This is a genomic window from Ruegeria sp. AJ12 (assembly GCF_056536245.1).
The window spans coordinates 3,126,493-3,151,411 of sequence record NZ_JBQFJJ010000001.1; the positions used below are offsets into that span (position 1 = coordinate 3,126,493).

The window sequence follows — 24,919 nt, forward strand, 5'->3', positions numbered from 1 at the left end:
ACCCATGAAACATGTAAAAATCTCCGACCTGACCGTCGGCAACGATCTTCCGCTGACCATCATTGCGGGCCCATGTCAGCTTGAAACGGCAGACCATGCGCAGATGATCGCGGGCACCATGAAAGAGGCCTGTGATGCTGCGGGCGCGCAGTATGTTTTCAAGGCCTCGTATGACAAGGCCAACCGCACCTCATTGTCCGGCAAACGCGGCATGGGGATTGAGGCCGGACTGCAGGTTCTGGACGATATCCGCAAGACGATGGGTATTCCGGTCCTGACCGATGTTCACACCGAAGCGCAATGCGCTGTTGCCGCTGAGGCGGTGGACGTATTGCAAATCCCGGCTTTCTTGTGCCGCCAGACAGACATGCTGCTGGCTGCGGGCAACACAGGTGCCGTGATCAACGTCAAAAAAGGCCAGTTTCTGGCCCCGTGGGAGATGCCCAACATCGTCTCCAAGATCGAGAGCACCGGAAACCGGAACATCCTGTTGACCGAACGCGGCACGACCTTTGGCTATAACACTCTGGTCGCCGACATGCGCTCGCTCCCTCAAATGGCGCAGACCGGATATCCGGTCGTGATGGATGCCACCCATTCGGTGCAGCAACCCGGTGGTCACGGAGGCTCGTCCGGTGGTCAGCGCGAGTTTGCACCTGTGATGGCCCGTGCCGCGGTGGCAGTCGGCGCTGCTGCAGTATTCATGGAGACACATCAGGACCCGGACAACGCGCCGTGTGACGGGCCAAATATGATCTACCTTGATCAGATGCCCCACCTTGTTGACACATTGATGCGCTTTGATGCGTTGGCCAAGGCCAACCCAATTCAGATTTAACCATTGAGATTTGTTATGACCAAACCAATCCCCGAGGTGACCCCCAACACCTGGAGCTTTCTGCGCGACGCGATGATCAGACCCACAGGGTTCCGGGAATATGACGCGCGCTGGAAATACCCCGATGAGATCAATCTGCCGGGGATGACCGCCCTTGGTTTGGGACTGGGCACCCAGATTCACAAGCGCGGAATTGAGCCCGTCATTGCGGTGGGTAACGACTATCGCGACTATTCGCTGGCCATCAAGAACGCGTTGATCCTGGGGCTGATGCAGGCCGGGATTCAGGTCAAGGATATCGGCCCCGCACTCAGCCCGATGGCGTATTTCGCGCAGTTCCATCTGGACGTGCCTGCCGTGGCGATGGTGACCGCCAGCCACAATCCAAACGGCTGGACCGGGGTCAAAATGGGTTTCGAGCGTCCGTTGACGCACGGCCCGGACGAAATGGCAGAGCTGCGCGATATTGTCCTGAACGGCGAAGGAGTTGCCCGAACCGGCGGATCTTATGAGTTCGTCGAGGGTGTGAAAGAAGCCTATATCGACGATCTGGTCGGCGATTTCAAAATGTCGCGGCCGCTGAAGGTTGTATGTGCGACCGGTAACGGCACCGCGTCCGCCTTTGCGCCTGAGATTTTCGAACGCATTGGGGTCGAGATTGTACCCAGCCACAACCGGCTGGACTACACTTTCCCGAACTACAACCCAAACCCCGAGGCCATGGAAATGCTGCATGATATGGCCGCTTCAGTGAAATCCAGCGGCGCTGATCTCGCGCTTGGGTTTGACGGTGACGGCGATCGCTGTGGCGTGGTCGACGATGAAGGCGAAGAGATTTTTGCCGACAAGGTCGGTGTGATCATGGCCCGGGATCTGGCCAAGCTCTACCCGGGATCAACCTTTGTCGCAGACGTGAAATCGACCGGTCTGTTTGCCAGCGACCCAGAGTTGCAGGCGCAGGGCGTCAGGGCGGATTATTGGAAAACCGGCCACAGCCACATGAAGCGTCGGGTCAAGGACATCGGCGCGCTCGCCGGGTTCGAAAAGTCCGGCCACTACTTTCTGGCTGAGCCCATCGGGCGCGGATATGACTGCGGGATGCGGGTCGCCGTAGAAATCTGCAAACTGATGGACCGCAACCCGGATAAGAGCATGTCGGACTTGCGCAAAGCGCTGCCCAAAACATGGTCCACCCCGACGATGTCACCCTATGCTGCTGACACTGAAAAATACGACATCCTGCAGCGGCTGGTTGATAAGCTGGTGGCCAAAGCGGAGGCCGGTGAGAGTTTTGCCGGCCGGTCGATCAAGGAGGTCGTCACCGTCAACGGCGCCCGTGTCATTTTGGACAATGGCAGCTGGGGCCTGGTGCGGGCGTCATCGAACACGCCAAATCTGGTTGTCGTGTGTGAAAGCAGCGAAAGCGAGGATGAGATGCGCGCGATATTCGCAGATATCGACGCCGTCATCCGGACTGAGCCCGACGTGGGCGACTACGATCAGACCATCTGAAACGGGGGGCATTCTACCCCCCAAGGTTCGTGCGGCAGATATTCAGTCACCGCCGAACAGCTTTAGCAGTCCTTTCTTGGCCTCTTCCTCAAGTTTGTTCTTCAGGGCGTCTTCGATTTGATCACTGTCTGTAATCGTGGTGTTCAACTCGTTACCGACCTTGTCCAGAACCTTTTGCTTGGCGTCTGTCTCAAGATCTTTGATTTTTCCTTCCGCCGCGGCTTCGATGACTTTCGTAAGATCAGGTTTGATCGAAGGATCGCTCCACGGACCAACGATACGCACCGGCACCGAGATGCCTTGACCAGAGTTCGCCCGCAAGGCAACGGGCGTGAACAGATAGTCGATGCTCTGGCCGCCTATGTTGACCGTGCCTGTGCCATCGGCTCGGAAATTGTTCAGCAACATCAACAGGTCGTTGTTGGTCAGAACACCTTGGTCGATGGTGAAACTGGCTGTCATACTGTTGAACACCGTCGTGCCGCCGGATCCCGTACCGCGCCCCATCAGACGGTCCAGATCAAAGCCGGAAATCACGCCTTTCCCGACATCGATACTTCCTTTGCCACTGAGCGAGCGCATGATCTGATCTTCGGTTTGTCCGACACCCAGAAACTCCACTGCGCCCGATCCGGTTCCCGACAGCCGCTTGATGCCCCCCAGTGCCGACAGGGCCTGCTGCATGTCTATCCCCGATGCTTTCAGATTTCCCCCAACCGACAGGCCATTGCGATTGTTCGCGACCACCTGACCGTTGAGTTGGCCCGAAAACAGCGAGGCGGGATGCATCTCTAAAACCGCACGCGCGCGATCCAGGTTCAGCGTCAGATCGCTCGGCCCAAATTTCAGTCCCGGAACCGCAATCGAGTCAGCGGTAAGCCTGATTTTACCGTTTGCAAGCGACAAGGATGACGCATCGATCAGCGTTGTGGACCAGCCGCTGCCCGCAGAGGTTGCGGTGCCCGAACCGTTGCCAGAAGCAGGTGCCTGGCCGTCATCAAAATTCGAAAGGTCCAGATCGCCGGTGTTCAGCCGTGCCGTGATCTGTGGTGGGTTCGAGATTGCGATATCGGCCTCGCCTGCGAACTGGTTGCTATCCAGTTTGGCGATCATGTCGCGCAAAGAAACGCGCCCGTCCTTCGTATAGGTCATGTGTCCGGAAACACTTGCGACCCGCCCCAAACCCAGTGGCACAGACACGCCCGCCTGTCCGAAGGCAGCCAGCATCTTTTCGGTGTCGGTTGTCACAACCTGTGTTTTGCCATCCATTTCACCGGCCAGATTCACGCGCCCGTCAAAACCGATCTCACCACCCGGTGCCTTCAACGCCAGTTCCAACGGTGTCACCGTCCCGGACGAAAAGGCTGGCAAATCCGGTATTTTAAGGTCGACTTGCACTTCGCCGCCGGGAACGGGCATACCTGCCTCCATCACCATCGGTGCCGTGACATCCGGCCAACTTGCCGACAGGACGACGTCTGCAAAATCCAGCTTGGTTGCGCCGTCTTCGATGTAAATCAGCCGCGCGTCTGTCAGTTCAAGACGATCCAGCGTCACCGGTTTTGCATCGTCGGCTGTGGACGCACCACTGCCACCTCCTGTCGATGGCGGGCTGGCAGGTGCACCCAGTTCCCAATTGCCGCGTCCCTCTGACAGTTCCAGCCGCAACACCGGGTTGTCGGCAAACACCCGTTTGATCCGCAGATCTCCCGCAATCAAGGCCGCAGCATCAACACCCACAGCAAGGCTGTCAGCGCTCAGCATCGGTTCGGGCCCCGCCCACGGGGCATTTCCAAAGGTGACCGGTCCGGTTTCCATCCCTAGAACGGGCCAGAAGGACAAGTGCACATCCCCCGACAGCGTCAACTCCCGTCCGGTTTCCGCCCGCACCTGTTCCGCCAGAATGTCCGCCAGTTTGTCGCCGGGCATCAACAGCAAAGCGCCAACAACCAGCCCGAAAACCGCCACAAGAATGAACAGGATGCGCAACAGCCATTTCATTTTCAGCTCTCCGCCTTTGGGCTTGTCTTGTGTTTTATCATTCTGACCGCGCGTGGTATTTGCAAGGGGAAGTGTTCCTCACTATATGCCGCGCAATGACAACAAATCCGCCGAACCTCCGTCCGGACCTTGCACCTGCCGCCCGGATCACCGAAACGCCGCATTCCGACCAGCCCACCATAGGCATGGTCTCACTGGGCTGTCCCAAGGCCTTGGTCGACAGCGAGCGCATTCTGACCCGGTTACGGGCCGAAGGATACGGCATATCGCCCGACTATGCGGGTGCCGATGCCGTGATCGTGAATACCTGTGGGTTCCTTGACAGCGCAAAGGCGGAATCACTGGATGCCATCGGCGAGGCATTGGTAGAAAACGGCAAAGTCATTGTCACAGGATGTCTGGGGGCCGAGCCCGACTATATTCGCGAACACCATCCCCGAATTCTGGCCGTCACCGGGCCGCACCAGTACGAGCAGGTTTTGGATGCCGTGCACGCCGCCGTGCCGCCAGACCCAAATCCATTCGTGGATTTGCTGCCTGCCAGCAGCGTGCAACTGACGCCACGCCACTATAGCTATCTCAAGATATCCGAGGGCTGTAACCACAAGTGCAAATTCTGCATCATTCCCGATATGCGGGGCAAACTGGCCAGCCGCCCGGCCCATGCGATCCTGCGCGAGGCGGAAAAGCTGGTCGAAAACGGTGTGCGGGAACTCCTCGTGATTTCTCAGGATACTTCCGCCTATGGGCTCGACCGCAGATACGACACAAACCCGTGGAAAGACCGCGACGTTCGCAGCCATATCACCGACCTGGCGCGCGAGCTGGGCCAGATGGAGGCCTGGGTACGCCTGCACTATGTCTACCCTTACCCGCATGTGCGTGAGTTGATTCCGATGATGGCGGATGCGGGCAGCAACCTGTTGCCTTATCTGGACATTCCGTTTCAGCACGCGCACCCGGACGTTCTGAAGCGCATGGCGCGCCCAGCGGCTTCTGCCAGGACGCTGGAAGAAATTCGCGCCTGGCGCGCGGTATGCCCCGATATCACCCTGAGATCGACTTTCATCGTCGGATATCCCGGAGAAACCGAAGCCGAATTCCAGACCCTGCTGGACTGGATGGATGAAGCCCAACTGGATCGCGTTGGCTGCTTTCAGTACGAAAACGTTGCCGGTGCGCGATCAAACGCCCTGCCCGACCATGTCCCTGATGATGTCAAGCAGGACCGCTGGGAGCGCTTCATGCAAAAGGCACAAGCCATCTCAGAAGCCAGGCTGCAGGCCAAGGTCGGGCAAACGATCGACGTGATCGTGGATGAGGTCGACGATCAGGCCGCCACCTGCCGCACCAAGTCCGACGCCCCTGAGATTGACGGGAATCTGTTCATCGATGAAGGATTCGATAACCTTAAAGCGGGTGACATCCTGACCGTGGTGGTGGATGAAGCCGGTGAGTATGATCTTTGGGGCAAGGCGGTCTGATCCGGGTGAGGCCAATCTGTTTTTAAAGTAGCCCAAGCAAAGCCACGACCCATGCAACTCCTGCCGCTATGGCTGTCAGCGCAACCGCGGCGCTGGCCGCATCTTTGGCCTGACCGGCCAGTTCGTGATGATCAACAGATGTGTGATCTACCGCACGCTCAATGGCTGTGTTGAACAGCTCGGCCACCAGCACCAGGATGCCGAGTACAAGGACCAGCGCGCGTTCGGCGGCACCTATTGGCAGCCAAAGCGCCAGTATGACTGAAATCAGGTTTGCCCACGTCCAGACCCGGAACGAGTACTCCGCTTTCCAGGTTGCCAGCACACCCTGCCAGCTCCAACGGGTCCGGTCCTTTAGGCGGGAAAAGAAGTACAACATCGGTCCTAGGGCCTACAGCTCATAATCCGTGGGGCAGGATTGTTGTCTGGCACGAGACGGGCACGAAAAAACCACCCCAAAAAGGCGGCTTTCCTTGCGGACTGTGTGCAGGCGGTCCCGAACAGGACCGCCTGCGGAACACTTATTGAGTAACCGGGTTACAGACGGTCTGGCCTGCTTCGGTTGTTGCCAGTTCATACCCGCCTGGGCAGCTGGGCGTACCGGCCTTGTCATAGCTGGGCTGAACAAAAACCGGGGTCGGTTCTTCCTGCTGCGCACAGGCAGTCAGGATCAGAGCAAATGCGCCAACGGCAGCGAGTTTGAGTTTCATGTCCGTCAATCCTCTATTACTTTTCTGATATTGCCCAGTTTTTCGGGGCCGTTCCCAGAATACGAGGTGCAGTTCATTCTGGCAACAGCATCGGTCGCATGAGCATGAAGGAAGGCGAAACCATGCCTGCGCAGCCCATCACAATCCCTGTGGTAACGTGTCCCGCTACCCTTTTCCGCCCATGGCTCTAAACTGTTGCCACGACATCAGCCAAAGACGGAGTAGCCACATGTCAGACGCACCGATTATTGCCCAGACCTCACCTTTTCCGGTCGACGTCGAGGAAGGGAAAAACTACTTCTGGTGTGCGTGCGGCAAATCCAAACGGCAGCCTTTCTGCGATGGCTCGCACAATGGAACCGGGCTGGAACCTGTTAAGTATACGGCGGAAGAGAGCAAAAAGGTTTTCTTTTGCGGCTGCAAGCATTCTTCCAAGACGCCACTATGCGACGGGTCACACTCCCGGCTTTAAACGCTCCGAAAGCGCATTCAGGGTGTCGGCGTTTGCGCAAAACTCCGGGGCTGAGGCCGCAAGTTCATGCTGCGAAGCCAGCCAGGCTTCGCAGCGACCGTTGCATTGGGACGCGCGGCAACGGGTGACCAACTCGGCATAGCCCTCCGGAGAAAGCTGACCTTCGGCCATTGCGTCGGTGAGCGAGACGCCCACGCACCGTGCGACAGACCGTGTCAGCCAGAAATGTTTCTCGATATCTCCCAAAGGTACGTGCCGCATCAGTCTTCCCTCATCTGAGTAGATTTTAGCGCCGCAAATCGTGTCCGGTTTGGGCAGGTACACGGGGCATCTACGACGGTTTCATGTCTTTTCAGCCATTCCGGGCAATCCCGTGCCCATGAACATCCCCTGCAGAACTGAATCATGTCGGCCCAGTCTCTCTGGCTCAGGGTTCCGCGACGATGCGCCGCGACGATATCCGTGCCGGTGACTTGGCCCATCCGCAAGACAAGCCGAAGATGGGTCATGACGTCCCCAAGGTGCGGCATATGCATGTCTCTGCTCATGGCATCAGCTTATGAAGCAACTCCTGATTTCTGCAGTATTCCGGTGTTCGTTCCATTGCGGTGGTCTGGTTCAGGAGATCCTGGCAATGATCAGGATTGGGGCATGCCGCGCAGTTGATGACAGCATCGGAAATCTGATCAATCGTGATGTTCCCGCCGATGGCGGCAGCTTCGAGGTCGACGTCGAGCATACTGGCCATATCGTCAACCAGTCCGGCGTGAAGTCGCAGGGTTTCTCGGCTGGGCATGCGGTGTCCTTTCCCATTTGTGCTTGGGAATCAGGGTACCGGCTTGGGCCACCAAAGCCTTTGATACAGGTCAAGGCCTGATGCTGATGTGATCCAGATAGGCACGCGTTGCATCCTGCACCCGGCGAAAACGATCACCGCCCAGTTTTTTGCCACCGTACCAGCGGGTTACTATGATCACGTGGTTGCTCAGGCCGGCCCGCTCCATCATACGCAGAATCACCATCCCAGCGCCGCTTTCCCCGTCATCTGCCTTCAGGCCACCGGTCGGCAGGATGGCAGCCCATGTGTTGTGCGTGGCTTTTGCATAGTTCTTGTCGAGTTTGAGAGCAACCAATGCAGCGTCAACCTCGCTTCTTGACCTGACAGGCGCGCCCGATACAGCATATTTGGACCCACGATCCGTGAGAACGACCCCCAGCCGCGTTACAACCGTCACTGAGTCAGACCCAGAGATTTCGCTGTTTCCAATACGATCTCAACGCGCTCAGCGTTTGGCGGGTGCGATCCCAGAAACCTGTCTCCGGGATCTGGAATTCGGTCAAAAAACTTGGCGCCGACCAACGGGTTGTATCCCGCCTTGTAGGTAATGACGGTGCCCAATTGGTCCGCTTCGAGTTCGAAGTCCTTTACATAGGCCTGCACACCAACCTTCGCGCCCAACTGCTGCGCCTCTTCGATCTCGGCATCGTTGGCACCGCGCAACCGTGCCAGATCCCCGAACGTGGCCGCGCTTGCGCTGGCATTCTCGGATTGCCGGGCAATATGTCCAAGCACATGGTGCGCCGCTTCGTGCCCCATGACAAAAGCAAGCTCGTCGGCATTTTGGGCAGACCGAATCATCGAACGTGTAAAAATGATCACCGGTTGCCCGTTTTCATCCAAGGTCTGGAATGCGTTGGCTGGCGCAGTTGGGTTCAGATCGACCAGGATTCTGAAATCACAATTCTGGCGTCTGGCCTGACGCAGACACTGAGTTTTAGCCTCGGCCCCGATCGCCCGGCTGACCTCCCGGAATGTTTCGACGGTGACTTGTGTGCCGGGAACCGACACATCCCACTCGTCCGCAGGCTGTACACGGAGTGTCTCCGTATCGCAGGCCACCAAAAGCAGCGAAACCAGTAAGAAAATCAAGCCGCGCATTCCGTTTCCCTCAGGCCAGTCGTGCTGCATACCCAACATAACGCAGCCAATCCGGCGCGACCATACGCAGTACGCCAATCAACGGGTTGCAATGGGTGCCATCGACCTGCACTCTGCGCGTATGTTTTCTATTGAGCATGAATTCGACTCGACAGTCATTACTCTGGTGGATGAAGGCACAAAGCCGCTGCAAGAGGACGTGGTGATCAACAGTTTCGCGGAATGCGTAACTTTGGAACAGTTGGACCCGCGTACGGAACAGATCCAAAAGATCACCCTGTCACCGGAACAGGTCCGCGACCTGGCGGCTGCGCTGGACCTGCCCGAAGGGGTTTATCAGATTCGCGAATCTCAGCGTCAGGACTCCTAGGCACTCGCGGTTTCGCGCGTATTTTTCGCGGAACGACATGGAATGTGCCGACTTGTTCAGCTTAGAGCTAATCCGTTGGAATTCGGGTATTCGCATTGTGTCCCATTTCGAGTTGGCCGTTGGCAATACATTGACTCCTATGTCCTTGCATGTGCGGCCCCGGGGTGAAATTGATCCGTGAAACCTGCTCCGATGCCCTTGAAACCAGGGCACTGCCGACCAAATTACAGACGGATCATGTAAAGGAAGTTAACATATGTCCCTGAAGAACCCGGCTGCCCTTGAATTTCTGCAATCGCGCCGGTCCCGCCCTGCGAAGACGCTGGTCGAGCCAACCCCTACCAGAGACGAGTTGCTTCCGTTGTTGACCGCTGCGGCGCGGAGCCCGGATCACGGAAAGCTTGAACCCTGGCGGTTCATCGTGATCCAGAAGGGCGCTATGCCACGATTGGCCGACCTGACCGAGGAATGCGGGCGCGCTTTGGGCAAGAGCCCCGAGGATATCGCCAAGGCGCGCACCCAATTCGAGATGGGTCTTCTGGCGGTTGCCGTGATCGAAGTGCAAAAACAATCGGACAAGATCCCCGCCATCGAGCAAACTTATTCGACGGGCGCCGTTTGCCTGGCTTTGCTGAACGCAGCGCTGGCTGCTGGCTGGGGCGCAAACTGGTTGTCAGGGTGGCAATCGCATGATCGCGACTTCTGTAAAAAGGCGCTGGGGCTGGCGGATAACGAGCGTCTGGCCGGGCTGATCCACATCGCGACAGAGGGCCGCACGCCACCCGAACGTCCGCGACCGGACATAGCCGCGCTGACGGAATGGGTCACGGAATGATCATTCTGAACAGCTTCTTTGCCGCATTAGGTCAAATTGGCGACCCCAAGTTCCGGGCAGTTTTGTTGCGCGGTGTGGGTCTGACGATCCTTTTGTTAGTAGTCGCCTGTGCAGGAGCGATCTGGTTCATCAACTCTCTGTCGGGCAATGAGATTTCCCTGCCTTTCATCGGTGCGGTACCGTGGCTGAACGATGTGCTGAACTACTCGGGTATTCTTCTCATCCTGGTGCTGCCCGTTTTCCTAATGGTCCCTGTAGCCTCTGCGATCACTTCGATATTTCTTGATGAAGTCGCGCAGGCGGTCGAGGACAAGCACTACGCCAGTTTACCTGCCGCCCCCAGGATACCGTTTTCCGAAGCGTTGTGGGATGGCGTAAGCTTCCTGGGCGTCCTAATCGTGGCCAACATTCTGGCCTTGATCCTGTATGTGATGTTCACACCGCTGGCGCCTTTTATCTTCTGGGCCATGAACGGATTTCTGTTGGGCCGGGAGTATTTCACGCTGGCCGCCATGCGCAGGTTGGGCCGCGAGGGTGCGCGGCAACTTCGGGCCAAGCACTCAACAACCGTTTGGGTCGCCGGTACACTGATGGCCATCCCGCTGTCCATCCCGCTGGTGAACCTGATCATCCCGATCATCGGCGCTGCCACGTTCACTCATATTTTTCACAACCTTGCGAGTGAGCGACCCTAAAGGTCACTCGCGGGGTTCGAGCTGATTCAGCCAGTCGAAATCCCGCACCGAGATCATGCCCGACAAAATAATGCCCGCAATGATGGCCCACAGCACGACGGTCACGCCGGTGGTGATCCACAGCTTTTTCCTCATGTGATGGATTTCCGGGGCACCCGCATGCGTGCCGGGAACGATTTCGCCCAGGTCACCTTGCGTCTTGATGCGAATGGGCAAAACCACAAGCAGCGTTAGAAACCAGATGACGGCAAACAGGACCAGGGCAGCGGTGATGGTCATTTCGGGGCCTCCGGGATTAGATTACACCTGCTCAAGCTCGACCAGGCAGCCGTTGAAGTCCTTGGGGTGAAGGAACAGCACCGGCTTGCCATGCGCGCCGATCTTGGGGTCACCCGACCCCAAAACACGTGCACCCGTGGCCTTGAGATGATCGCGCGCCGCCAGGATGTCTTCGACCTCGTAACACACGTGGTGAATACCACCTGCAGGGTTCTTTTCGAGAAATCCGTTGATGGGGCTGTCGTCGCCTAGCGGATAAAGCAGTTCGATTTTGGTATTGGGTAGTTCGATAAAGACAACGGTCACGCCATGATCCGGCTCATCCTGAGGCGCACCGACCTTGGCGCCCAGCGCACTCCGGTATTGCTCGGACGCCGCCTCGAGATCCGGAACGGCAATGGCGACGTGGTTCAGGCGACCGATCATGACAGTTTCCTTTCGTTCTGCGTTGCATGGGTTATGGGGCCAGTCCCGCCAAAGGACAAGTGCGCCAAATCGCCCGTTAACCCTGTGTTAGCCAGAAGTTCCTAGCGTGAAGCATCTGCTGAAGAGGAGACCTGCCATGGACGATTCGGACCCATTCGCCACCGCGGCCGCCATGCCCACCGCAAGACGGCCCTTGCTGGGTCAGACCATTCTGGTTGTCGAAGACAGCCGGTATGCCTGTGATGTGATACGTCTCATGTGTTTGTACAGCGGCGCGCGCATCCGGCGGGCAGATTGTCTTAAATCCGCACGGCGTCATCTGCAGATTTATCGTCCTTCTGTCATTCTGGTTGATATGGGGCTGCCAGATGGGTCAGGGGCCGATCTGCTTGCCGATCTCGCAGACGCCTCCCCCCGTATCGGCGCGATACTGGGCATGTCGGGCGACGATTGCAATGAACCGGCGGCCCTCAACGCGGGCGCGGATGGTTTCCTGTCCAAACCTATAAAATCAATGTCTTATTTTCAGAAATCAATCTTGCAACTCCTGCCTGAGGACCGGCGCCCAAGTGACCTCCACTCGGTCCGGGACGAGGTTATACGCCCCGATCCGATGGCCTATCAGGATGACATGGCCCATATCGCAGATGTGCTGACTGGGCCAAACGACGCCCGCACACTGGACTATGCAGCTCAGTTTCTGCGCGGCGTCGCACGTGAGGCAGACGACATGGTTCTAGCGGAAGCCGCCCGGCGGCTTGCCGCCTCGCGCGCGCAGGGCACCCCAGTCACGGCTCAGGCCGCTCAGGTCGCAGGCCTTGTGCAAAATCGTCTGGAACAGCGGGAGGCGATTTGAGATGGTGACAGCGTATTTCATCACCGCGTCGCTGGTGTGTTTTTGGATGTACCGTCAAACACGTCATGCTGCGCGCAGCATTCGGATCAATCGCGAGTCGCTGGGTAACCCGCTGGACTAATCCGACTTCCGACTTTTTATGGCATCCGCAGCAGGTGAGCCCGTGCAGAGCCACCAGGTCATACCCGGCTCAAGCAGCTATGTCGGGATCAGGTCTTGCCTTCGAAACAAGCCGCCCGCGCCTAGCGAGCGGTTTCACATCAGTCTTGCGGGATGATCCTTAACCCCAGTTCCATCAACTGATCCGATGTCGGGTCAGACGGGGCATCCATCATCAGGTCCTCGGCACGTTGGTTCATCGGGAACATCATGACTTCGCGGATGTTCGCCTCGTCCGCCAGCAGCATCACAATCCGGTCGATGCCCGCTGCACAGCCCCCATGCGGCGGAGCGCCGAAATGGAAGGCATTGTAAAGCGCGCCAAACCGGCTTTTGACTTCCTCCTCGCCATAGCCGGCCAGTTCAAAGGCTTTCAGCATGATCTCGGGCTTGTGGTTCCGGATCGCACCCGAGACCAGCTCATACCCGTTGCACGCCAGATCATACTGATAGCCGCGCACGTCCAGCGGATCGCCCTGCAGTGCGTCCATCCCACCCTGGGGCATCGAGAACGGGTTGTGCTCAAAGTCGATGGTGCCGGTTTCGTCATCCTGCTCGTAGATCGGGAAATCCACGATCCAGGCAAAGGCAAAGCGGTCTTTTTCGGTCAGGCCGAGCTCTTCACCAATGACATCACGGGCCTTTCCTGCAACCTTTTCAAAGACTTTCGGCTTGCCGCCGAGGAAGAACGCCGCATCACCAACGCCCAGACCCAGCTGTTGGCGGATCGCCTCGGTGCGCTCGGGGCCGATGTTCTTGGCCAGAGGACCCGCAGCCTCCATCCCTTGGCCCTGATCGCGCCAGAAGATGTAACCCATGCCGGGCAGGCCTTCTTTCTGGGCAAAGGCGTTCATGCGGTCGCAGAATTTGCGGCTGCCACCCGTCGGTGCGGGGATCGCACGGATTTCGGTGCCATCCTGCTCCAGCAGTTTGGCAAAGATGGCAAATCCAGATCCACGGAAATGGTCCGAGACCACCTGCATTTTGATCGGGTTGCGCAGGTCCGGCTTATCTGTGCCATACCAAAGGGCTGAATCCTTATAGGAAATCTGCGGCCAGTCCTGATCAACTTTGCGACCGCCTCCAAACTCTTCGAACACTCCGGTCAGAACCGGCTGGATCGTGTCGAACACGTCCTGCTGTTCGACAAAGGACATCTCGAGATCGAGCTGGTAGAAATCGGTGGGTGAACGATCCGCGCGCGGGTCTTCATCCCGGAAGCACGGTGCGATCTGGAAGTATTTGTCAAAGCCCGACACCATGATCAACTGCTTGAACAGCTGCGGGGCCTGCGGCAGCGCATAGAACTTGCCGGGGTGCAGGCGGGACGGCACGAGAAAGTCGCGCGCGCCCTCGGGTGACGAGGCGGTGATGATCGGCGTCTGGTACTCGCGAAACCCCTGATCCCACATGCGGCGGCGCATCGAGGCGACCACGTCCGAACGCAGGGTCATGTTTTGCTGCATCGCCTCGCGGCGCAGGTCCAGATAGCGATAGCGCAGGCGGGTTTCCTCAGGGTATTCCTGATCACCAAAGACCATCAGCGGCAGTTCATCGGCGGCACCCAGAACTTCCAGCGCACGCACGTAAACCTCGATCTCACCTGTCGGCAGCTTCGGGTTCACCAAGTCCGCGTCACGCGCCTTGACCGTGCCATCGATGCGGATGCACCATTCCGAGCGGACTTTCTCCAGTTCGGCAAAGGCCGCGCTGTCGCCATCGCACAACACCTGTGTCACACCAAAGTGGTCACGCAGATCGATGAACAGGACGCCCCCGTGATCTCGGACCCGATGCACCCAGCCGGACAGGCGAACGGTGTCGCCAACATTGGCGGCGGTCAGAGCGGCGCAGGTGTGGCTGCGATAGGCGTGCATGGAACATATCCCTTCGGGCGCAAAATTCATCGCGCCGATACACCGCGATCCCCACGGGAAGTCAAGGGTTCGGCGACAAGTCGCACGTGATGTTATCCAAAAGGAAGACAAATTCATTTTTTGAGGTATGTTTTCAATACAGTGAACTTGAATAGTTGATCCCCATCTGCGGGAGCCAGGCCTTTTCGAAAGGAGATGTTCGGCTCATGTGGCAAGCTATTTTCGATCGCATAATGCAGCGGTTTATTGCGCAAGGCACGCTGCACGTGACGTACCCGGACGGAATAACGCACACGTATGGCGACGGGACGGCGCCGACGGCGCGTATTTGCATTCATGACGCTTCCTTGCTGCCCAGACTGGTACGCAATCCCGAATTGGGTTTCGGCGAAGGCTATATGGACGGTGTGTTGACAGCCGGGGACGGGTCGCTGGAAAACGCGATGCGGATCGCGATTCGAAACGCCGCCAACGGGCGCCTGCCGACCCTTCAGCGCGTGCAGGAGAGCTTTGCATATCTCTTACGCCCCATCAGGCAACGCAATTCTGGCAATCTGTCGCGGCGAAACGTGGCGCATCACTATGATCTGTCCGACGCGTTTTACCGCCTGATGCTGGATCAGGACATGCAGTACAGTTGCGCCTATTTCGAAGCACCGAATACATCCCTCGAACAGGCCCAAAGCGCCAAGAAAGCGCATATCGCGCGCAAACTGCATTTGGAACCCGGCATGACGGTGGTCGATATCGGGTGCGGCTGGGGCGGTCTGGCCCTGACGCTGGCACGCGACCACAAGGCCCGGGTCACAGGGCTGACCCTGTCAAAAAACCAGTACGAAACGGCGAGCCGGCGCATTTGCAATGCCGGTTTGCAGGACCGCATTGATATCCGTCTCATGGATTATCGGGAGTTACAGGGCGAATTCGATCGTGTCGTTTCGGTCGGAATGCTCGAACATGTGGGTGCCCCGCAGTTTCAAACGTATTTTGACAAGGTCGCCGAGTTGATGAAGCCGGACGGCGTTGCCCTGATCCACTCAATCGGGCGTAACGGGCCACCGACCAACCAGTCTCCGTGGCTGAACAAATACATCTTCCCCGGAGGTTATGTGCCTTCGCTTTCCGAGCTGATTGAACCGATTTCGAAAACCGGACTGTGGTATCTGGATATCGAAAGCCTGCGTCTGCACTACGCCAAGACGCTGCGCCATTGGCGCGACAGGTTCGAGCGCAATCTGGATCAGGTGCGCGCCATGTATGACGACAGATTCATCCGAATGTGGCGGTTCTACCTGACGGCGTGCATTCTGGTGTTCGAGGAACGGGATCAAACCGTATTCCAGCTTCAGCTGGGCCATCGGCGCGATATCGTCCCGCTCACGCGCGATTACATGTATCTGCATCATCATCGAATCCGCGACGCGGCGGAATAAAGTCAAAACGGGCGCTGTACGTTTCCGGAGTAAAAATATACGCCCAATCCGACGGCAAAAATGATGTTGCCAGCGATCGCGTGCAGCAAGACCGCATAGAAAAACGACCCGCGTCGCCGATAGGCCCAGGTGAACAAAAGCCCGCCCGCAAACGTCATACCGGCAACAATCCAGCTCCAATACATGAGATGGGCAAAGGAAAAGATGGCTGCGTTCAGCACATAGGCTTTGCGCCCATCGGGCAGGATTGCGTGATAGCGTCGAAAAAACAGCGAACGAAACAAGAGTTCCTGCGGCAGCGCTGAGGCCAGCGGATACCCGATCCAGATAAACGCCAGCATCTCTGGCCGGTTCAGCAACAGAAAAAAGGCGGCCTCGGGTCGGGTGATCTGAATCAGTGCAATACAAAACGCAGACATGAAGACCGCAAAAACAGCCACTTCGCGCCATGACCAATTCGCCCACTCATAACGCAACTCGGCCCAGTGAAAACCAGGGGTCCAATGCAGCAACACGATCCCAAGGCCGGTGAAGGCAAACAGGGCTGGAAACATCCAGTCAGGTGGGAAAAGAACAGCGATAGCCAAGGGCACCGCAATGTAAAACAGACCAAACTCAATGCGCAGCCGCACCAGCGACACCGGAGAGCCGATCATCGTGCTTTCTTTATTCACTGCCCCACCAACTCCACGGGGATCAACCCGCGTAGCGAATTCCCCATGAATACAATTTGTGCGCTTTGCAGATCGGTCAAGGTCAACGTGGCTTCGGAAACGGTATCTTTTTCCAGCAGTTCTTCGCGCAGGACACCCGGCAGCAAACCGCAAGACAAGGCCGGCGTGAGGATTTGCCCATCCTTCGTCGAAAGGAAGAGGTTCGTGATCGAGCCTTCGCAAAGTTCGTCGCGTTCGTTCAGGAACAGAACCTCATCAACACCTTCGGGCATCGACGCCCGCGCAGCGTCGTAGATCGCCCTGCGGGTTGTCTTGTGTTTCAACCAGACATCAGATGACGATAGCCTCGAGTCTGCGATGGCCACCCGCCACATGGGTGGATTGGGCGCCAATGAGGCTGTGGTTATGTCGAACACACCCAAAGCGTCCATGGTCAGCCTGCACCTGAGCGGCAGGTCTCCTGTCACCCCGGACAAAGCATCAAGGGCTTTCTCTTCCGAGAAAGGCACGGACAGAGCCGCAGCTGTTCGCGCCAGTCGCGCCAGATGCCGAGCTTGACGCACAAATCCCTGTTCAGGCTTGTACCCAAGCGTTTCGATCAGGCGGAAATCAGGCTCAATTGGCGCGCAAAGCGGGCCTTCCATAGCGCTTCCTCATATTCCGAAGGGGCAGTGCTGTCCCAGACAACGCCACCGCCCACGTTCAGCGTGGCCGTGCCCTGCTCGACCATCAAGGTCCGGATCGCCACGTTGAACTCAGATCGCCCATCCGGTGCGGCCCAGCCGATTGTTCCACAATAGATATCCCGTGGCCAGGGCTCGAGCTCCGACAGAATCTCCATCGCCCGTATCTTGGGCGCTCCGGTGATCGAGCCGCAAGGGAACAAAGCCTTCAGAACATCAGACAGCGCGGCCCCGATTTGCAGCTGCGCCTGTACCAGCGAAATCATCTGATGCACCGTCGCATAGGTTTCCACCTTGAATAGTTCGGGGACCTTGACGGTTCCCGGCAGGGCCACGCGGCTGATATCGTTGCGCAGTAAATCGACAATCATCAGGTTCTCAGCCCGGTTCTTTTCATCCACGGACAGAAAATTTCGGCGACGGGCGTCCTCGGACAGATCTTCACTGCGGGGCTGGGTCCCTTTCATGGGCCGCGTTTCAATACGCCCCGTTTCGTCCGTACGGAAAAACAACTCGGGTGATCGGCTGAGAAGGTCCGGCAGACCATCCTGCTCGATCAACGCCCCGTGTCCAACGGGCTGATGTGCGGCAAGCGCGGCGTACAGCGATCCGCTGTCGCCCTGAACGGTCAGATCGATGGGGAAGGTCAGGTTGGCCTGATAGATGTCACCGGCGCCAATCGCCTCGTGGACGACCTCAAACGCACGAGAATAGCGTATTTCGTCCCATCGCGGCTGAAAGGCGGTAATCCCGCTCGCAGGCTTTGGTAAATAACATGTCTTGGGGGGATCATACACGCCAAAGCTCAACAGCGGCAGACGACGATCCTTCGGCAAACGCTCGGAGAGGCACGGCTCCAACACGTATCCCAGTTCGTAGCTGGCATAGCCCGCCAGCCAGCCACCCTGCGCGCGCGCGTCGTCTATCGCTGCCAACGCCGCGGGCACCTCCTCCGCTTCTTCCGCGCGGATAATCCGGAGCGGTTGGTCAAAACAGGTGCCTGCCCCGGCTGGTCCCTGATCAAAACGAATACGCAATTGCATCCTCATTGGCCGTGTTGCGCGGTATAGACAATACGCGGCTAGGGGAAAGGGGGGAAAGCGGCAATTTCGTCCCTGTTTCCGATCCCCCTTGCACCTTTTCGCGCGGTCCCTATAACGCAGGACAATTTGGGCGCTTGGGCGGTGCCCCTGACTCGCGGGAAATCGAAGGAATTGGGCCATGCCGAGAAGAACCGACATCCAGTCGATCATGATCATCGGGGCGGGTCCCATCGTCATCGGCCAGGCGTGTGAATTCGACTATTCCGGTGCCCAGGCCTGCAAGGCACTGCGGGAAGAAGGCTATCGGGTCATTCTGGTGAACTCGAACCCCGCGACGATCATGACCGACCCCGGTCTGGCGGACGCGACCTATATTGAGCCGATCACACCCGAGGTTGTCGCCAAGATCATCGAGAAAGAACGCCCCGATGCCCTGCTGCCCACCATGGGTGGGCAGACCGGTCTGAACACCTCGCTGGCTCTGGAAGAGATGGGCGTGCTGGACGAGTTCGGTGTCGAAATGATTGGCGCGAAACGTGACGCCATTGAGATGGCCGAAGACCGCAAGCTGTTCCGCGAGGCGATGGACCGGCTGGGTCTGGAAAACCCCAAGGCGACCATCGTGACCGCACCCCGCAAGGAAGACGGCAGCGCCGATCTGGATGCTGGTGTGCAGATGGCACTGGACGAGCTGGAAGAGATTGGCCTGCCCGCCATCATCCGCCCTGCCTTTACTCTGGGCGGGACCGGCGGTGGTGTGGCCTATAACCGCGAGGATTACATTCATTTCTGCCGCTCGGGCATGGATGCCTCGCCCGTCAACCAGATCCTCGTCGACGAAAGCCTTTTGGGGTGGAAAGAATACGAGATGGAGGTGGTGCGCGACACCGCCGACAACGCGATCATCGTCTGCTCCATCGAAAACGTCGATCCGATGGGCGTGCACACAGGCGACTCGATCACCGTGGCCCCTGCCCTGACGCTGACCGACAAGGAATATCAGATCATGCGCAACGGCTCGATTGCCGTTTTGCGCGAGATCGGTGTTGAGACCGGCGGCTCGAACGTGCAATGGGCGATCAATCCGGATGACGGCCGTATGGTCGTCATCGAAATGAACCCGCGCGTGTCGCGGTCTTCGGCGCTGGCATCCAAGGCAACCGGCTTCCCGATTGCCAAGATCGCCGCAAAGCTGGCCGTGGGGTACACGCTTGACGAGTTGGACAATGACATCACCAAGGTCACGCCCGCCTCGTTCGAGCCGACCATCGACTATGTCGTTACCAAAATCCCGAAATTTGCGTTCGAGAAGTTCCCCGGTTCCGAACCCTACCTGACCACCGCCATGAAGTCGGTGGGTGAGGCGATGTCCATCGGCCGCACCATCCACGAATCCATGCAAAAGGCGCTGGCCTCTATGGAATCCGGTCTGACCGGGTTCGACGAAATTGAAATTCCAGGCCTGAACGTCGGTGTCTGGGATCAGGCCGACGACAAAGCCGCCGTGATCAAAGCGATCAGCCAGCAGACCCCCGACCGTCTGCGCACGATCGCGCAGGCCATGCGCCACGGCTTGTCCGACGATGAAATCTTCGGCGTCACCAAGTTCGACCCATGGTTCCTGGCCCGCATCCGCGAGATCATCGAAGCCGAGCGTCAGGTCCGCAAGGAAGGCCTACCGGTGACCGAAGACGGTATCCGCAGGCTGAAAATGCTGGGTTTCACTGATGCGCGTCTGGGCAACCTGACGGGTCGGGACGAAGACAACGTCCGCCGCGCCCGCCGCAATCTGGGCGTCACCGCCGTTTTCAAACGCATCGACACCTGCGCCGCCGAGTTCGAGGCGCAGACGCCCTATATGTACTCGACCTATGAGGCCCCGATGATGGGCGAAGTCGAGTGTGAAGCACGCCCCTCCGACCGTAAGAAAGTTGTTATCCTTGGTGGGGGTCCGAACCGGATCGGTCAGGGCATCGAGTTCGACTATTGCTGCTGCCACGCCTGTTTCGCGCTGACCGATGCGGGCTATGAAACCATCATGATCAACTGCAACCCCGAGACGGTATCGACTGATTATGACACCTCGGACCGGCTGTATTTCGAACCTTTGACGTTTGAGCACGTCATGGAAATCCTGACGAAGGAACAGGAAAACGGCACATTGCATGGCGTCATCGTTCAGTTCGGCGGCCAGACCCCGCTGAAGCTGGCCAACGCGCTGGAGGCCGAAGGCATCCCGATCCTTGGCACAACGCCGGACGCGATCGACCTTGCCGAAGACCGTGAACGGTTTCAGGCTCTGGTCAACGATCTGAACCTGAAACAGCCGAAAAACGGAATCGCGTCGACCGACGCAGAAGCGCTGGAAATCGCGGAAGAGATCGGCTTTCCGCTGGTCATCCGCCCGTCTTACGTGCTCGGCGGGCGCGCGATGGAAATCGTCCGCGATATGGACCAACTGAAACGTTACATCAACGAGGCCGTTGTGGTCTCGGGCGACAGCCCGGTTCTGCTGGACAGCTATCTGGCAGGCGCGGTTGAACTGGACGTGGATGCGCTGTGTGACGGCACCGACGTGCACGTGGCCGGCATCATGCAGCATATCGAAGAGGCTGGCGTCCATTCCGGCGATTCAGCCTGTTCGCTGCCGCCCTATTCTTTGTCAAAGGAAATCCTCGACCAGATCAAGGATCAGGCGTTCAAGCTGGCCAAGGCGCTGAATGTTGTAGGCCTGATGAATGTGCAGTTCGCGATCAAGGATGATGAGATCTACCTGATCGAAGTGAACCCGCGCGCTTCAAGAACGGTGCCCTTTGTGGCCAAGGCCACCGACAGTGCGATTGCGTCGATAGCGGCGCGCGTCATGGCAGGTGAGAAGCTGGCGAATTTCCCTATGCGTCCACCATATCAGGAAGGTCAGGACACCAAGATCGCGGATCAAATGACACTTGCCGATCCCAACATGCCGTGGTTCTCGGTGAAGGAGGCGGTGCTGCCCTTTGCCCGCTTTCCCGGCGTCGACACAATTCTGGGCCCGGAGATGCGCTCGACCGGTGAGGTCATGGGGTGGGACCGCGATTTCCCACGCGCCTTCCTCAAGGCCCAGATGGGCGCGGGCATGGTTCTGCCCTCCTCGGGGCGCGCCTTCATATCGATCAAGGACGCCGACAAGTCCGCTGCAATGATTGAGGCCGCTCAGGTTCTGGCCGAGCGCGGCTTCGCACTGGTCGCCACGCGCGGCACGCAGGCTTGGCTGGCCGATCAGGGCGTGGCCTGCGATCTGGTCAACAAAGTCTATGAGGGCCGTCCGGACGTGGCCGACATGCTGAAAGACGGGCAGGTTCAACTGGTGATGAACACCACCGAGGGGACGCAGGCGGTCGAGGACAGCAAGGTCATCCGGTCCATCGCCCTGTACGACAAGATCCCGTATTTCACCACAGCAGCGGCAAGCCATGCTGCGGCTCTTGCGATCAAGGCCCAAGCTGAAGGAGATGTTGAGGTCAAGTCATTGCAGGGATAGGAATATCGCAATCCATGAAAAAGCCCCGGAGCAGTTCCGGGGCTTTTCCTTTTCTAGTCAACCGGTTGAGCGGTAAGCTGATGCTTCTCTTCCCTTCTGAAGAACAGCAGGTAGAAGACCGGCGCCGCGACCATGGTCAGTACGGTCGCAAAAGCTAGACCTCCCATAATGGTCACCGCCATCGAGACAAAGAACGCATCTGTCAGCAGGGGTGCCATCCCCAGAATGGTAGTGATGGCGGCCAGCATGACCGGGCGCAGACGCGAGACAGAGGCTTCGATGATCGACTCGCGCAAGGGTTTGCCGGTTGCACGTACCAGATCGATTTCCTCGACCAGAACGATGCCGTTTTTGATCAGCATCCCCGACAGGCTGAGCAACCCAAGAAGCGCGGTGAACGTAAATGGCAAACCTGTCCCCAGTAGCCCGATGACCACACCGTTGACCGACATCGGGACAAGCAGCCAGATGATGATCGGCTGACGTATCGCGTTGAAGAGTAAAACGGAAATCAGAACCATGATCAGCAAGCTCAGGGGCAGTTGCCTGCCGAGACTTTCCTGCGCTTCGCTTGAGTCCTCGAATTCGCCGCCCCATTCCAGCTTGTAGCCTTGGGGAAGCTCAATTGCTTCGATGGCGTCACGAACTTCGCCGTGAACCTGTGCAGCCGTCAGGTCTGGTGGGATGTCGGCTCCTACGGTAATGGTCAGCACCCGATCACGGCGATGAACCAACGTGTTGAGGGATTTGTATTCGAATCCGTCCACCATCTGTTCAATTGGTACAAACCTCTCGGACTGATCCGAGTACACCACCTGATCAACAATCGAGTAATCGCCTCCCGCCGGGCGACGCAGGATGATCGGAATCAGGCGATCCCGGTCGCGCAGCACACCGCCGGTTATCCCATCGGTCGAAAACTGCAGCGTCGCGGCGATGTCTTCGCGTGTGACACCTGCGGTCTGGGCCCGCTCTGTTGCGTAGATCGGCTGAACGGCCAACTCCTGTTCGCGCCAGTCATGATGAACACGCAGCGCGTTTGGCGACGCATTGGCCATCCGCTGAACCGCTTCGTCCGCCAGCTGGCGCAAGATGACCGGGTCGCTGCCCGAGAACCGTGCCTGGATCGGATCACTACCACCCGGACCGAACACGAGCCGCTTGGTACCAAATTCACCCTCGGGGAATTGCGCGGTTCCAAAGGCTTCCAGGTCGGCCTGCAGGGCCGGAATGTCATCCAGGGTTTCGGTGCGGATGATCATGTGGCCGTAACTCGGGTTCGGCTTCTCGGCGGAATAGGTCAGCATGAACCGTGTCGCCCCCTGCCCCACAAATGTGGTCACGGAGACGACATCGTCACGCGCCGCAAGCCAGTCTTCGAAAACGGTCATGTCCTCGGATGTGCGCGCAATCGGCGTGCCTTGTGGTAGTTTGTAGTGGACGAAGAACAAGGGTGTGTTCGAATTCGGGAAGAACTGCTGCTTCATCAGGCCAAAGCCCGCGTAGCAGGCGACCGTGATCCCGAGCAGACCCGCGACCACCAACCAGCGGAACCGCAAAGCCCAGCGCAGGATAACACCATAGACACGGAACAGAATGCCGCCATAGGCGTCAATCTCGCCTTCCTTGCCCTGCTTGAAGAAATAGTGACCCAGCATTGGTGTCACTGTAATGGCCAGAACCCAGCTGAGCAGCAACGAGATCCCGATGACCGCAAAGAGTGAAAACAGGAATTCTCCGGTCGCATCCGGGCTGAGGCCAATTCCCGCGAAGGCCATGATGCCGATAACCGTCGCGCCCAGCAGGGGGATTTGCGTTTTCGACGCAACCTCTTCCGCCGCATCGCGTGAGGATTTGCCACGCAGCATCGAGATCTGCATCCCCTCGGCCACCACGATGGCGTTGTCCACCAGCATGCCCATCGCGATGATCAGCGCACCCAGCGAGATCCGCTCCATCTCGATAGAAAACAGCGACATGAACAACAGCGTTCCCACCACCGTCAGTAACAGGGTCGAGCCAACAACAATGGCCGCCCGCCACCCCATGAAAATCCCCAGAACGGCGACCACGATGGTCACCGACATGGCGAGGTTCACGAGAAAATCGTTCGATGCCTGCTCGACCACCACGTGCTGTTGATAGATGGGCAGTATCTCGACACCATAAGGAATATCCGTGTTCAATTCGGCAAATTTCGCGTCGGCACGTTTTCCCACCTCGACAATGTTCTCGGTGGCCAGCCCCGCAATGCCCAACGTAAAGGCCTCAACCCCGTCAAAGCGGATCATGATTTCAGGATCGGTCTGCTGCGCGCGGTAGACATCGGACATGTCAAACAGGTTGATGACCTGCCCCTGAGACCCCACGGACAAGCCTGCGATGGCGGAAACGCTGTCCGAGCCTTCCGCCGTCAGTATCGTCGTGCGGTCCCCATTTGACCGCAGAGAGCCAGAGGCGTTAACCGAGTCCGCATTTGCAATCGCGTCGTTAATGGCCTGAAACGGGACGTTCTGGTTCACGGAAATGGCCAGATCGGGTTCAATAAAAATCGCCTCGTCCGGCAAACCCTGAACCTCGACATCAGCGACGCCATCCACTGTCAGCAATTCACGGCGCAAAAACGTAGCCAGTTCATGCTTTTCCGCATCCGAGAAACCCTCGGCCGTCACCGCATAGAACAGACCGAACACGTCACCGAACCCGTCATTGACAAACGGCTGGCCAACACCAGAGGGCAGTCCCCGGGCGGCATCGCGGACCTTGGCACGCAGGCGTGTCCAGATATCGGGGAGCTCGGTACCGTCATAGGTGGATTTGATTTCCACCTCGATCAGGGAAAAGCCGGGTTGATTGACCGACGTGATCGTATCCACCTCGCCCATCTGCTGAATCGCAGATTCCAAAGGTTCCGACACTTCCAGAGCGACCTGCTCGGCCGTGGCACCGGGGTATTCTGTGGCAATGACCGCATTTTTGATGGTGAAGGCCGGGTCTTCCAGCCGCCCCAAAGAGAGGAATCCCCAAACACCACCAAACAGGGCGATGAGGATGATCAGCCACGTGTAGAGAGGCCGGTCGATCGAAGCGCGCGCAATCTTCATCTGTCC

The 24,919-nt window shown here is 58.2% G+C and carries 25 protein-coding genes; 10 read left to right on the forward strand and 15 right to left on the reverse strand.

All coding sequences use genetic code 11. From position 1 onward, the window contains the following. The first annotated feature begins 4 nt into the window (after positions 1-4). Both kdsA and ACR3E0_RS15570 read left to right on the forward strand, forming a co-directional pair. The gene (gene kdsA, locus ACR3E0_RS15565) at positions 5-838 is read left to right on the forward strand and encodes a 3-deoxy-8-phosphooctulonate synthase (RefSeq protein WP_480479718.1); all 834 of its coding nucleotides are present in this window, start codon (positions 5-7) and stop codon (positions 836-838) included. Between the two features lie 15 nt (positions 839-853). Beyond that, positions 854-2,350, forward strand: a complete 1,497-nt coding sequence (locus tag ACR3E0_RS15570) for a phosphomannomutase/phosphoglucomutase (RefSeq protein WP_480479719.1) — start codon at positions 854-856, stop codon at positions 2,348-2,350. Between the two features lie 42 nt (positions 2,351-2,392). On the opposite strand, the gene ACR3E0_RS15575 is transcribed toward ACR3E0_RS15570, so the two are convergent. Then, positions 2,393-4,351 (reverse strand): AsmA family protein, encoded by a 1,959-nt coding sequence (locus ACR3E0_RS15575; RefSeq protein ID WP_480479720.1) that lies wholly within the window; start codon positions 4,349-4,351, stop codon positions 2,393-2,395. 95 nt (positions 4,352-4,446) lie between these two features. On the opposite strand from ACR3E0_RS15575, the gene rimO reads away from it, so the two are divergent. Continuing rightward, positions 4,447-5,835 carry a 30S ribosomal protein S12 methylthiotransferase RimO gene (gene rimO, locus ACR3E0_RS15580; RefSeq protein WP_480479721.1) on the forward strand — a complete coding sequence of 463 codons (1,389 nt, stop codon included), beginning with the start codon at positions 4,447-4,449 and terminating at the stop codon, positions 5,833-5,835. Positions 5,836-5,857: 22 nt separating this feature from the next. On the opposite strand, the gene ACR3E0_RS15585 is transcribed toward rimO, so the two are convergent. Continuing rightward, on the reverse strand, positions 5,858-6,214 hold the full coding sequence (locus ACR3E0_RS15585; protein WP_480479722.1) for a diacylglycerol kinase: 357 nt from the start codon (positions 6,212-6,214) through the stop codon (positions 5,858-5,860). 142 nt (positions 6,215-6,356) lie between these two features. After that, a complete protein-coding gene (locus ACR3E0_RS15590; RefSeq protein WP_480479723.1) occupies positions 6,357-6,545 on the reverse strand; it encodes a hypothetical protein in 189 nt (62 codons plus the stop codon). A 229-nt stretch (positions 6,546-6,774) separates the two neighbouring features. Between ACR3E0_RS15590 and ACR3E0_RS15595 the strand changes: the two genes are divergently transcribed. Then, entirely contained in the window at positions 6,775-7,017 is a 243-nt protein-coding gene (locus tag ACR3E0_RS15595) for a CDGSH iron-sulfur domain-containing protein (RefSeq protein ID WP_480479724.1), read from the forward strand. Here ACR3E0_RS15595 and ACR3E0_RS15600 read toward each other — a convergent pair. From ACR3E0_RS15600 to ACR3E0_RS15620, 5 genes are all read right to left on the reverse strand, one after another. Next, positions 7,000-7,278, reverse strand: a complete 279-nt coding sequence (locus ACR3E0_RS15600) for a DUF6455 family protein (protein WP_480479725.1) — start codon at positions 7,276-7,278, stop codon at positions 7,000-7,002. The genes ACR3E0_RS15595 and ACR3E0_RS15600 overlap by 18 nt on opposite strands. After that, positions 7,278-7,565 carry a DUF6455 family protein gene (locus ACR3E0_RS15605; RefSeq protein WP_480479726.1) on the reverse strand — a complete coding sequence of 96 codons (288 nt, stop codon included), beginning with the start codon at positions 7,563-7,565 and terminating at the stop codon, positions 7,278-7,280. The genes ACR3E0_RS15600 and ACR3E0_RS15605 overlap by 1 nt, the downstream gene beginning before the upstream one ends. Then, positions 7,562-7,813, reverse strand: a complete 252-nt coding sequence (locus tag ACR3E0_RS15610) for a DUF6455 family protein (protein ID WP_480479727.1) — start codon at positions 7,811-7,813, stop codon at positions 7,562-7,564. The genes ACR3E0_RS15605 and ACR3E0_RS15610 overlap by 4 nt, the downstream gene beginning before the upstream one ends. A 70-nt stretch (positions 7,814-7,883) precedes the next feature. Further along, complete coding sequence (locus ACR3E0_RS15615) at positions 7,884-8,252, reverse strand: YigZ family protein (RefSeq protein ID WP_480479729.1); 369 nt, start codon at positions 8,250-8,252, stop codon at positions 7,884-7,886. Further along, complete coding sequence (locus ACR3E0_RS15620; protein WP_480479731.1) at positions 8,249-8,956, reverse strand: M48 family metallopeptidase; 708 nt, start codon at positions 8,954-8,956, stop codon at positions 8,249-8,251. Before ACR3E0_RS15620 ends, ACR3E0_RS15615 begins: the two co-directional genes overlap by 4 nt. Positions 8,957-9,077: 121 nt before the next feature. Here ACR3E0_RS15620 and ACR3E0_RS15625 point away from each other — a divergent pair, with 121 nt between their 5' ends. From ACR3E0_RS15625 to ACR3E0_RS15635, 3 genes are all read left to right on the forward strand, one after another. Continuing rightward, complete coding sequence (locus tag ACR3E0_RS15625; protein ID WP_480479733.1) at positions 9,078-9,326, forward strand: hypothetical protein; 249 nt, start codon at positions 9,078-9,080, stop codon at positions 9,324-9,326. Positions 9,327-9,582: 256 nt separating this feature from the next. Beyond that, positions 9,583-10,161: a nitroreductase family protein gene (locus tag ACR3E0_RS15630; protein WP_480479734.1), complete on the forward strand. Its 579-nt coding sequence runs from the start codon at positions 9,583-9,585 to the stop codon at positions 10,159-10,161. Further along, on the forward strand, positions 10,158-10,856 hold the full coding sequence (locus ACR3E0_RS15635) for an EI24 domain-containing protein (protein ID WP_480479736.1): 699 nt from the start codon (positions 10,158-10,160) through the stop codon (positions 10,854-10,856). Before ACR3E0_RS15630 ends, ACR3E0_RS15635 begins: the two co-directional genes overlap by 4 nt. A gap of 3 nt (positions 10,857-10,859) precedes the next feature. Here ACR3E0_RS15635 and ACR3E0_RS15640 read toward each other — a convergent pair whose 3' ends face one another. Continuing rightward, positions 10,860-11,135, reverse strand: coding sequence for a DUF1467 family protein (locus ACR3E0_RS15640; protein WP_480479738.1), 276 nt, complete (start codon positions 11,133-11,135; stop codon positions 10,860-10,862). A 21-nt stretch (positions 11,136-11,156) separates the two neighbouring features. Next, positions 11,157-11,561 carry a methylmalonyl-CoA epimerase gene (gene mce / locus ACR3E0_RS15645; protein WP_480479739.1) on the reverse strand — a complete coding sequence of 135 codons (405 nt, stop codon included), beginning with the start codon at positions 11,559-11,561 and terminating at the stop codon, positions 11,157-11,159. A 136-nt stretch (positions 11,562-11,697) separates the two neighbouring features. Between mce and ACR3E0_RS15650 the strand changes: the two genes are divergently transcribed. Continuing rightward, a complete protein-coding gene (locus ACR3E0_RS15650; protein WP_480479740.1) occupies positions 11,698-12,417 on the forward strand; it encodes a response regulator in 720 nt (239 codons plus the stop codon). Positions 12,418-12,677: 260 nt separating this feature from the next. Here ACR3E0_RS15650 and aspS read toward each other — a convergent pair whose 3' ends face one another. Continuing rightward, complete coding sequence (gene aspS / locus ACR3E0_RS15655) at positions 12,678-14,453, reverse strand: aspartate--tRNA ligase (RefSeq protein WP_480481065.1); 1,776 nt, start codon at positions 14,451-14,453, stop codon at positions 12,678-12,680. Between the two features lie 233 nt (positions 14,454-14,686). Between aspS and ACR3E0_RS15660 the strand changes: the two genes are divergently transcribed. After that, on the forward strand, positions 14,687-15,886 hold the full coding sequence (locus tag ACR3E0_RS15660; protein ID WP_480479741.1) for a class I SAM-dependent methyltransferase: 1,200 nt from the start codon (positions 14,687-14,689) through the stop codon (positions 15,884-15,886). A 2-nt stretch (positions 15,887-15,888) separates the two neighbouring features. Here the strand turns inward: ACR3E0_RS15660 and ACR3E0_RS15665 are convergent, their stop codons facing one another. The 3 genes from ACR3E0_RS15665 to ACR3E0_RS15675 are packed head-to-tail and all read right to left on the reverse strand — an operon-like array spanning position 15,889 to position 18,286. Then, positions 15,889-16,560: a CPBP family intramembrane glutamic endopeptidase gene (locus ACR3E0_RS15665; protein WP_480479742.1), complete on the reverse strand. Its 672-nt coding sequence runs from the start codon at positions 16,558-16,560 to the stop codon at positions 15,889-15,891. Continuing rightward, complete coding sequence (locus ACR3E0_RS15670; protein WP_480479743.1) at positions 16,557-17,204, reverse strand: aminotransferase class IV family protein; 648 nt, start codon at positions 17,202-17,204, stop codon at positions 16,557-16,559. The genes ACR3E0_RS15665 and ACR3E0_RS15670 overlap by 4 nt, the downstream gene beginning before the upstream one ends. Beyond that, positions 17,159-18,286, reverse strand: a complete 1,128-nt coding sequence (locus tag ACR3E0_RS15675; protein WP_480479744.1) for an aminodeoxychorismate synthase component I — start codon at positions 18,284-18,286, stop codon at positions 17,159-17,161. Before ACR3E0_RS15675 ends, ACR3E0_RS15670 begins: the two co-directional genes overlap by 46 nt. Positions 18,287-18,464: 178 nt before the next feature. Between ACR3E0_RS15675 and carB the strand changes: the two genes are divergently transcribed. Next, positions 18,465-21,809 (forward strand): carbamoyl-phosphate synthase large subunit, encoded by a 3,345-nt coding sequence (gene carB / locus ACR3E0_RS15680; RefSeq protein ID WP_480479745.1) that lies wholly within the window; start codon positions 18,465-18,467, stop codon positions 21,807-21,809. Positions 21,810-21,862: 53 nt separating this feature from the next. On the opposite strand, the gene ACR3E0_RS15685 is transcribed toward carB, so the two are convergent. After that, positions 21,863-24,913, reverse strand: a complete 3,051-nt coding sequence (locus tag ACR3E0_RS15685; protein ID WP_480479746.1) for an efflux RND transporter permease subunit — start codon at positions 24,911-24,913, stop codon at positions 21,863-21,865. Positions 24,914-24,919 lie beyond the last annotated feature (6 nt).

Excerpts from the sequence above, each read along its gene's own strand:
- kdsA (WP_480479718.1), top strand. The coding sequence starts at position 5 with ATGAAACATGTAAAAATCTCCGACCTGACCGTCGGCAACGATCTTCCG.
- ACR3E0_RS15570 (WP_480479719.1), top strand. The coding sequence starts at position 854 with ATGACCAAACCAATCCCCGAGGTGACCCCCAACACCTGGAGCTTTCTG.
- ACR3E0_RS15575 (WP_480479720.1), bottom strand. The coding sequence starts at position 4,351 with ATGAAATGGCTGTTGCGCATCCTGTTCATTCTTGTGGCGGTTTTCGGG.
- rimO (WP_480479721.1), top strand. The coding sequence starts at position 4,447 with ATGACAACAAATCCGCCGAACCTCCGTCCGGACCTTGCACCTGCCGCC.
- ACR3E0_RS15585 (WP_480479722.1), bottom strand. The coding sequence starts at position 6,214 with ATGTTGTACTTCTTTTCCCGCCTAAAGGACCGGACCCGTTGGAGCTGG.
- ACR3E0_RS15590 (WP_480479723.1), bottom strand. The coding sequence starts at position 6,545 with ATGAAACTCAAACTCGCTGCCGTTGGCGCATTTGCTCTGATCCTGACT.
- ACR3E0_RS15595 (WP_480479724.1), top strand. The coding sequence starts at position 6,775 with ATGTCAGACGCACCGATTATTGCCCAGACCTCACCTTTTCCGGTCGAC.
- ACR3E0_RS15600 (WP_480479725.1), bottom strand. The coding sequence starts at position 7,278 with ATGCGGCACGTACCTTTGGGAGATATCGAGAAACATTTCTGGCTGACA.
- ACR3E0_RS15605 (WP_480479726.1), bottom strand. The coding sequence starts at position 7,565 with ATGAGCAGAGACATGCATATGCCGCACCTTGGGGACGTCATGACCCAT.
- ACR3E0_RS15610 (WP_480479727.1), bottom strand. The coding sequence starts at position 7,813 with ATGCCCAGCCGAGAAACCCTGCGACTTCACGCCGGACTGGTTGACGAT.
- ACR3E0_RS15620 (WP_480479731.1), bottom strand. The coding sequence starts at position 8,956 with ATGCGCGGCTTGATTTTCTTACTGGTTTCGCTGCTTTTGGTGGCCTGC.
- ACR3E0_RS15625 (WP_480479733.1), top strand. The coding sequence starts at position 9,078 with ATGTTTTCTATTGAGCATGAATTCGACTCGACAGTCATTACTCTGGTG.
- ACR3E0_RS15630 (WP_480479734.1), top strand. The coding sequence starts at position 9,583 with ATGTCCCTGAAGAACCCGGCTGCCCTTGAATTTCTGCAATCGCGCCGG.
- ACR3E0_RS15635 (WP_480479736.1), top strand. The coding sequence starts at position 10,158 with ATGATCATTCTGAACAGCTTCTTTGCCGCATTAGGTCAAATTGGCGAC.
- ACR3E0_RS15640 (WP_480479738.1), bottom strand. The coding sequence starts at position 11,135 with ATGACCATCACCGCTGCCCTGGTCCTGTTTGCCGTCATCTGGTTTCTA.
- mce (WP_480479739.1), bottom strand. The coding sequence starts at position 11,561 with ATGATCGGTCGCCTGAACCACGTCGCCATTGCCGTTCCGGATCTCGAG.
- ACR3E0_RS15650 (WP_480479740.1), top strand. The coding sequence starts at position 11,698 with ATGGACGATTCGGACCCATTCGCCACCGCGGCCGCCATGCCCACCGCA.
- aspS (WP_480481065.1), bottom strand. The coding sequence starts at position 14,453 with ATGCACGCCTATCGCAGCCACACCTGCGCCGCTCTGACCGCCGCCAAT.
- ACR3E0_RS15660 (WP_480479741.1), top strand. The coding sequence starts at position 14,687 with ATGCAGCGGTTTATTGCGCAAGGCACGCTGCACGTGACGTACCCGGAC.
- ACR3E0_RS15670 (WP_480479743.1), bottom strand. The coding sequence starts at position 17,204 with ATGGAAGGCCCGCTTTGCGCGCCAATTGAGCCTGATTTCCGCCTGATC.
- ACR3E0_RS15675 (WP_480479744.1), bottom strand. The coding sequence starts at position 18,286 with ATGCAATTGCGTATTCGTTTTGATCAGGGACCAGCCGGGGCAGGCACC.
- carB (WP_480479745.1), top strand. The coding sequence starts at position 18,465 with ATGCCGAGAAGAACCGACATCCAGTCGATCATGATCATCGGGGCGGGT.
- ACR3E0_RS15685 (WP_480479746.1), bottom strand. The coding sequence starts at position 24,913 with ATGAAGATTGCGCGCGCTTCGATCGACCGGCCTCTCTACACGTGGCTG.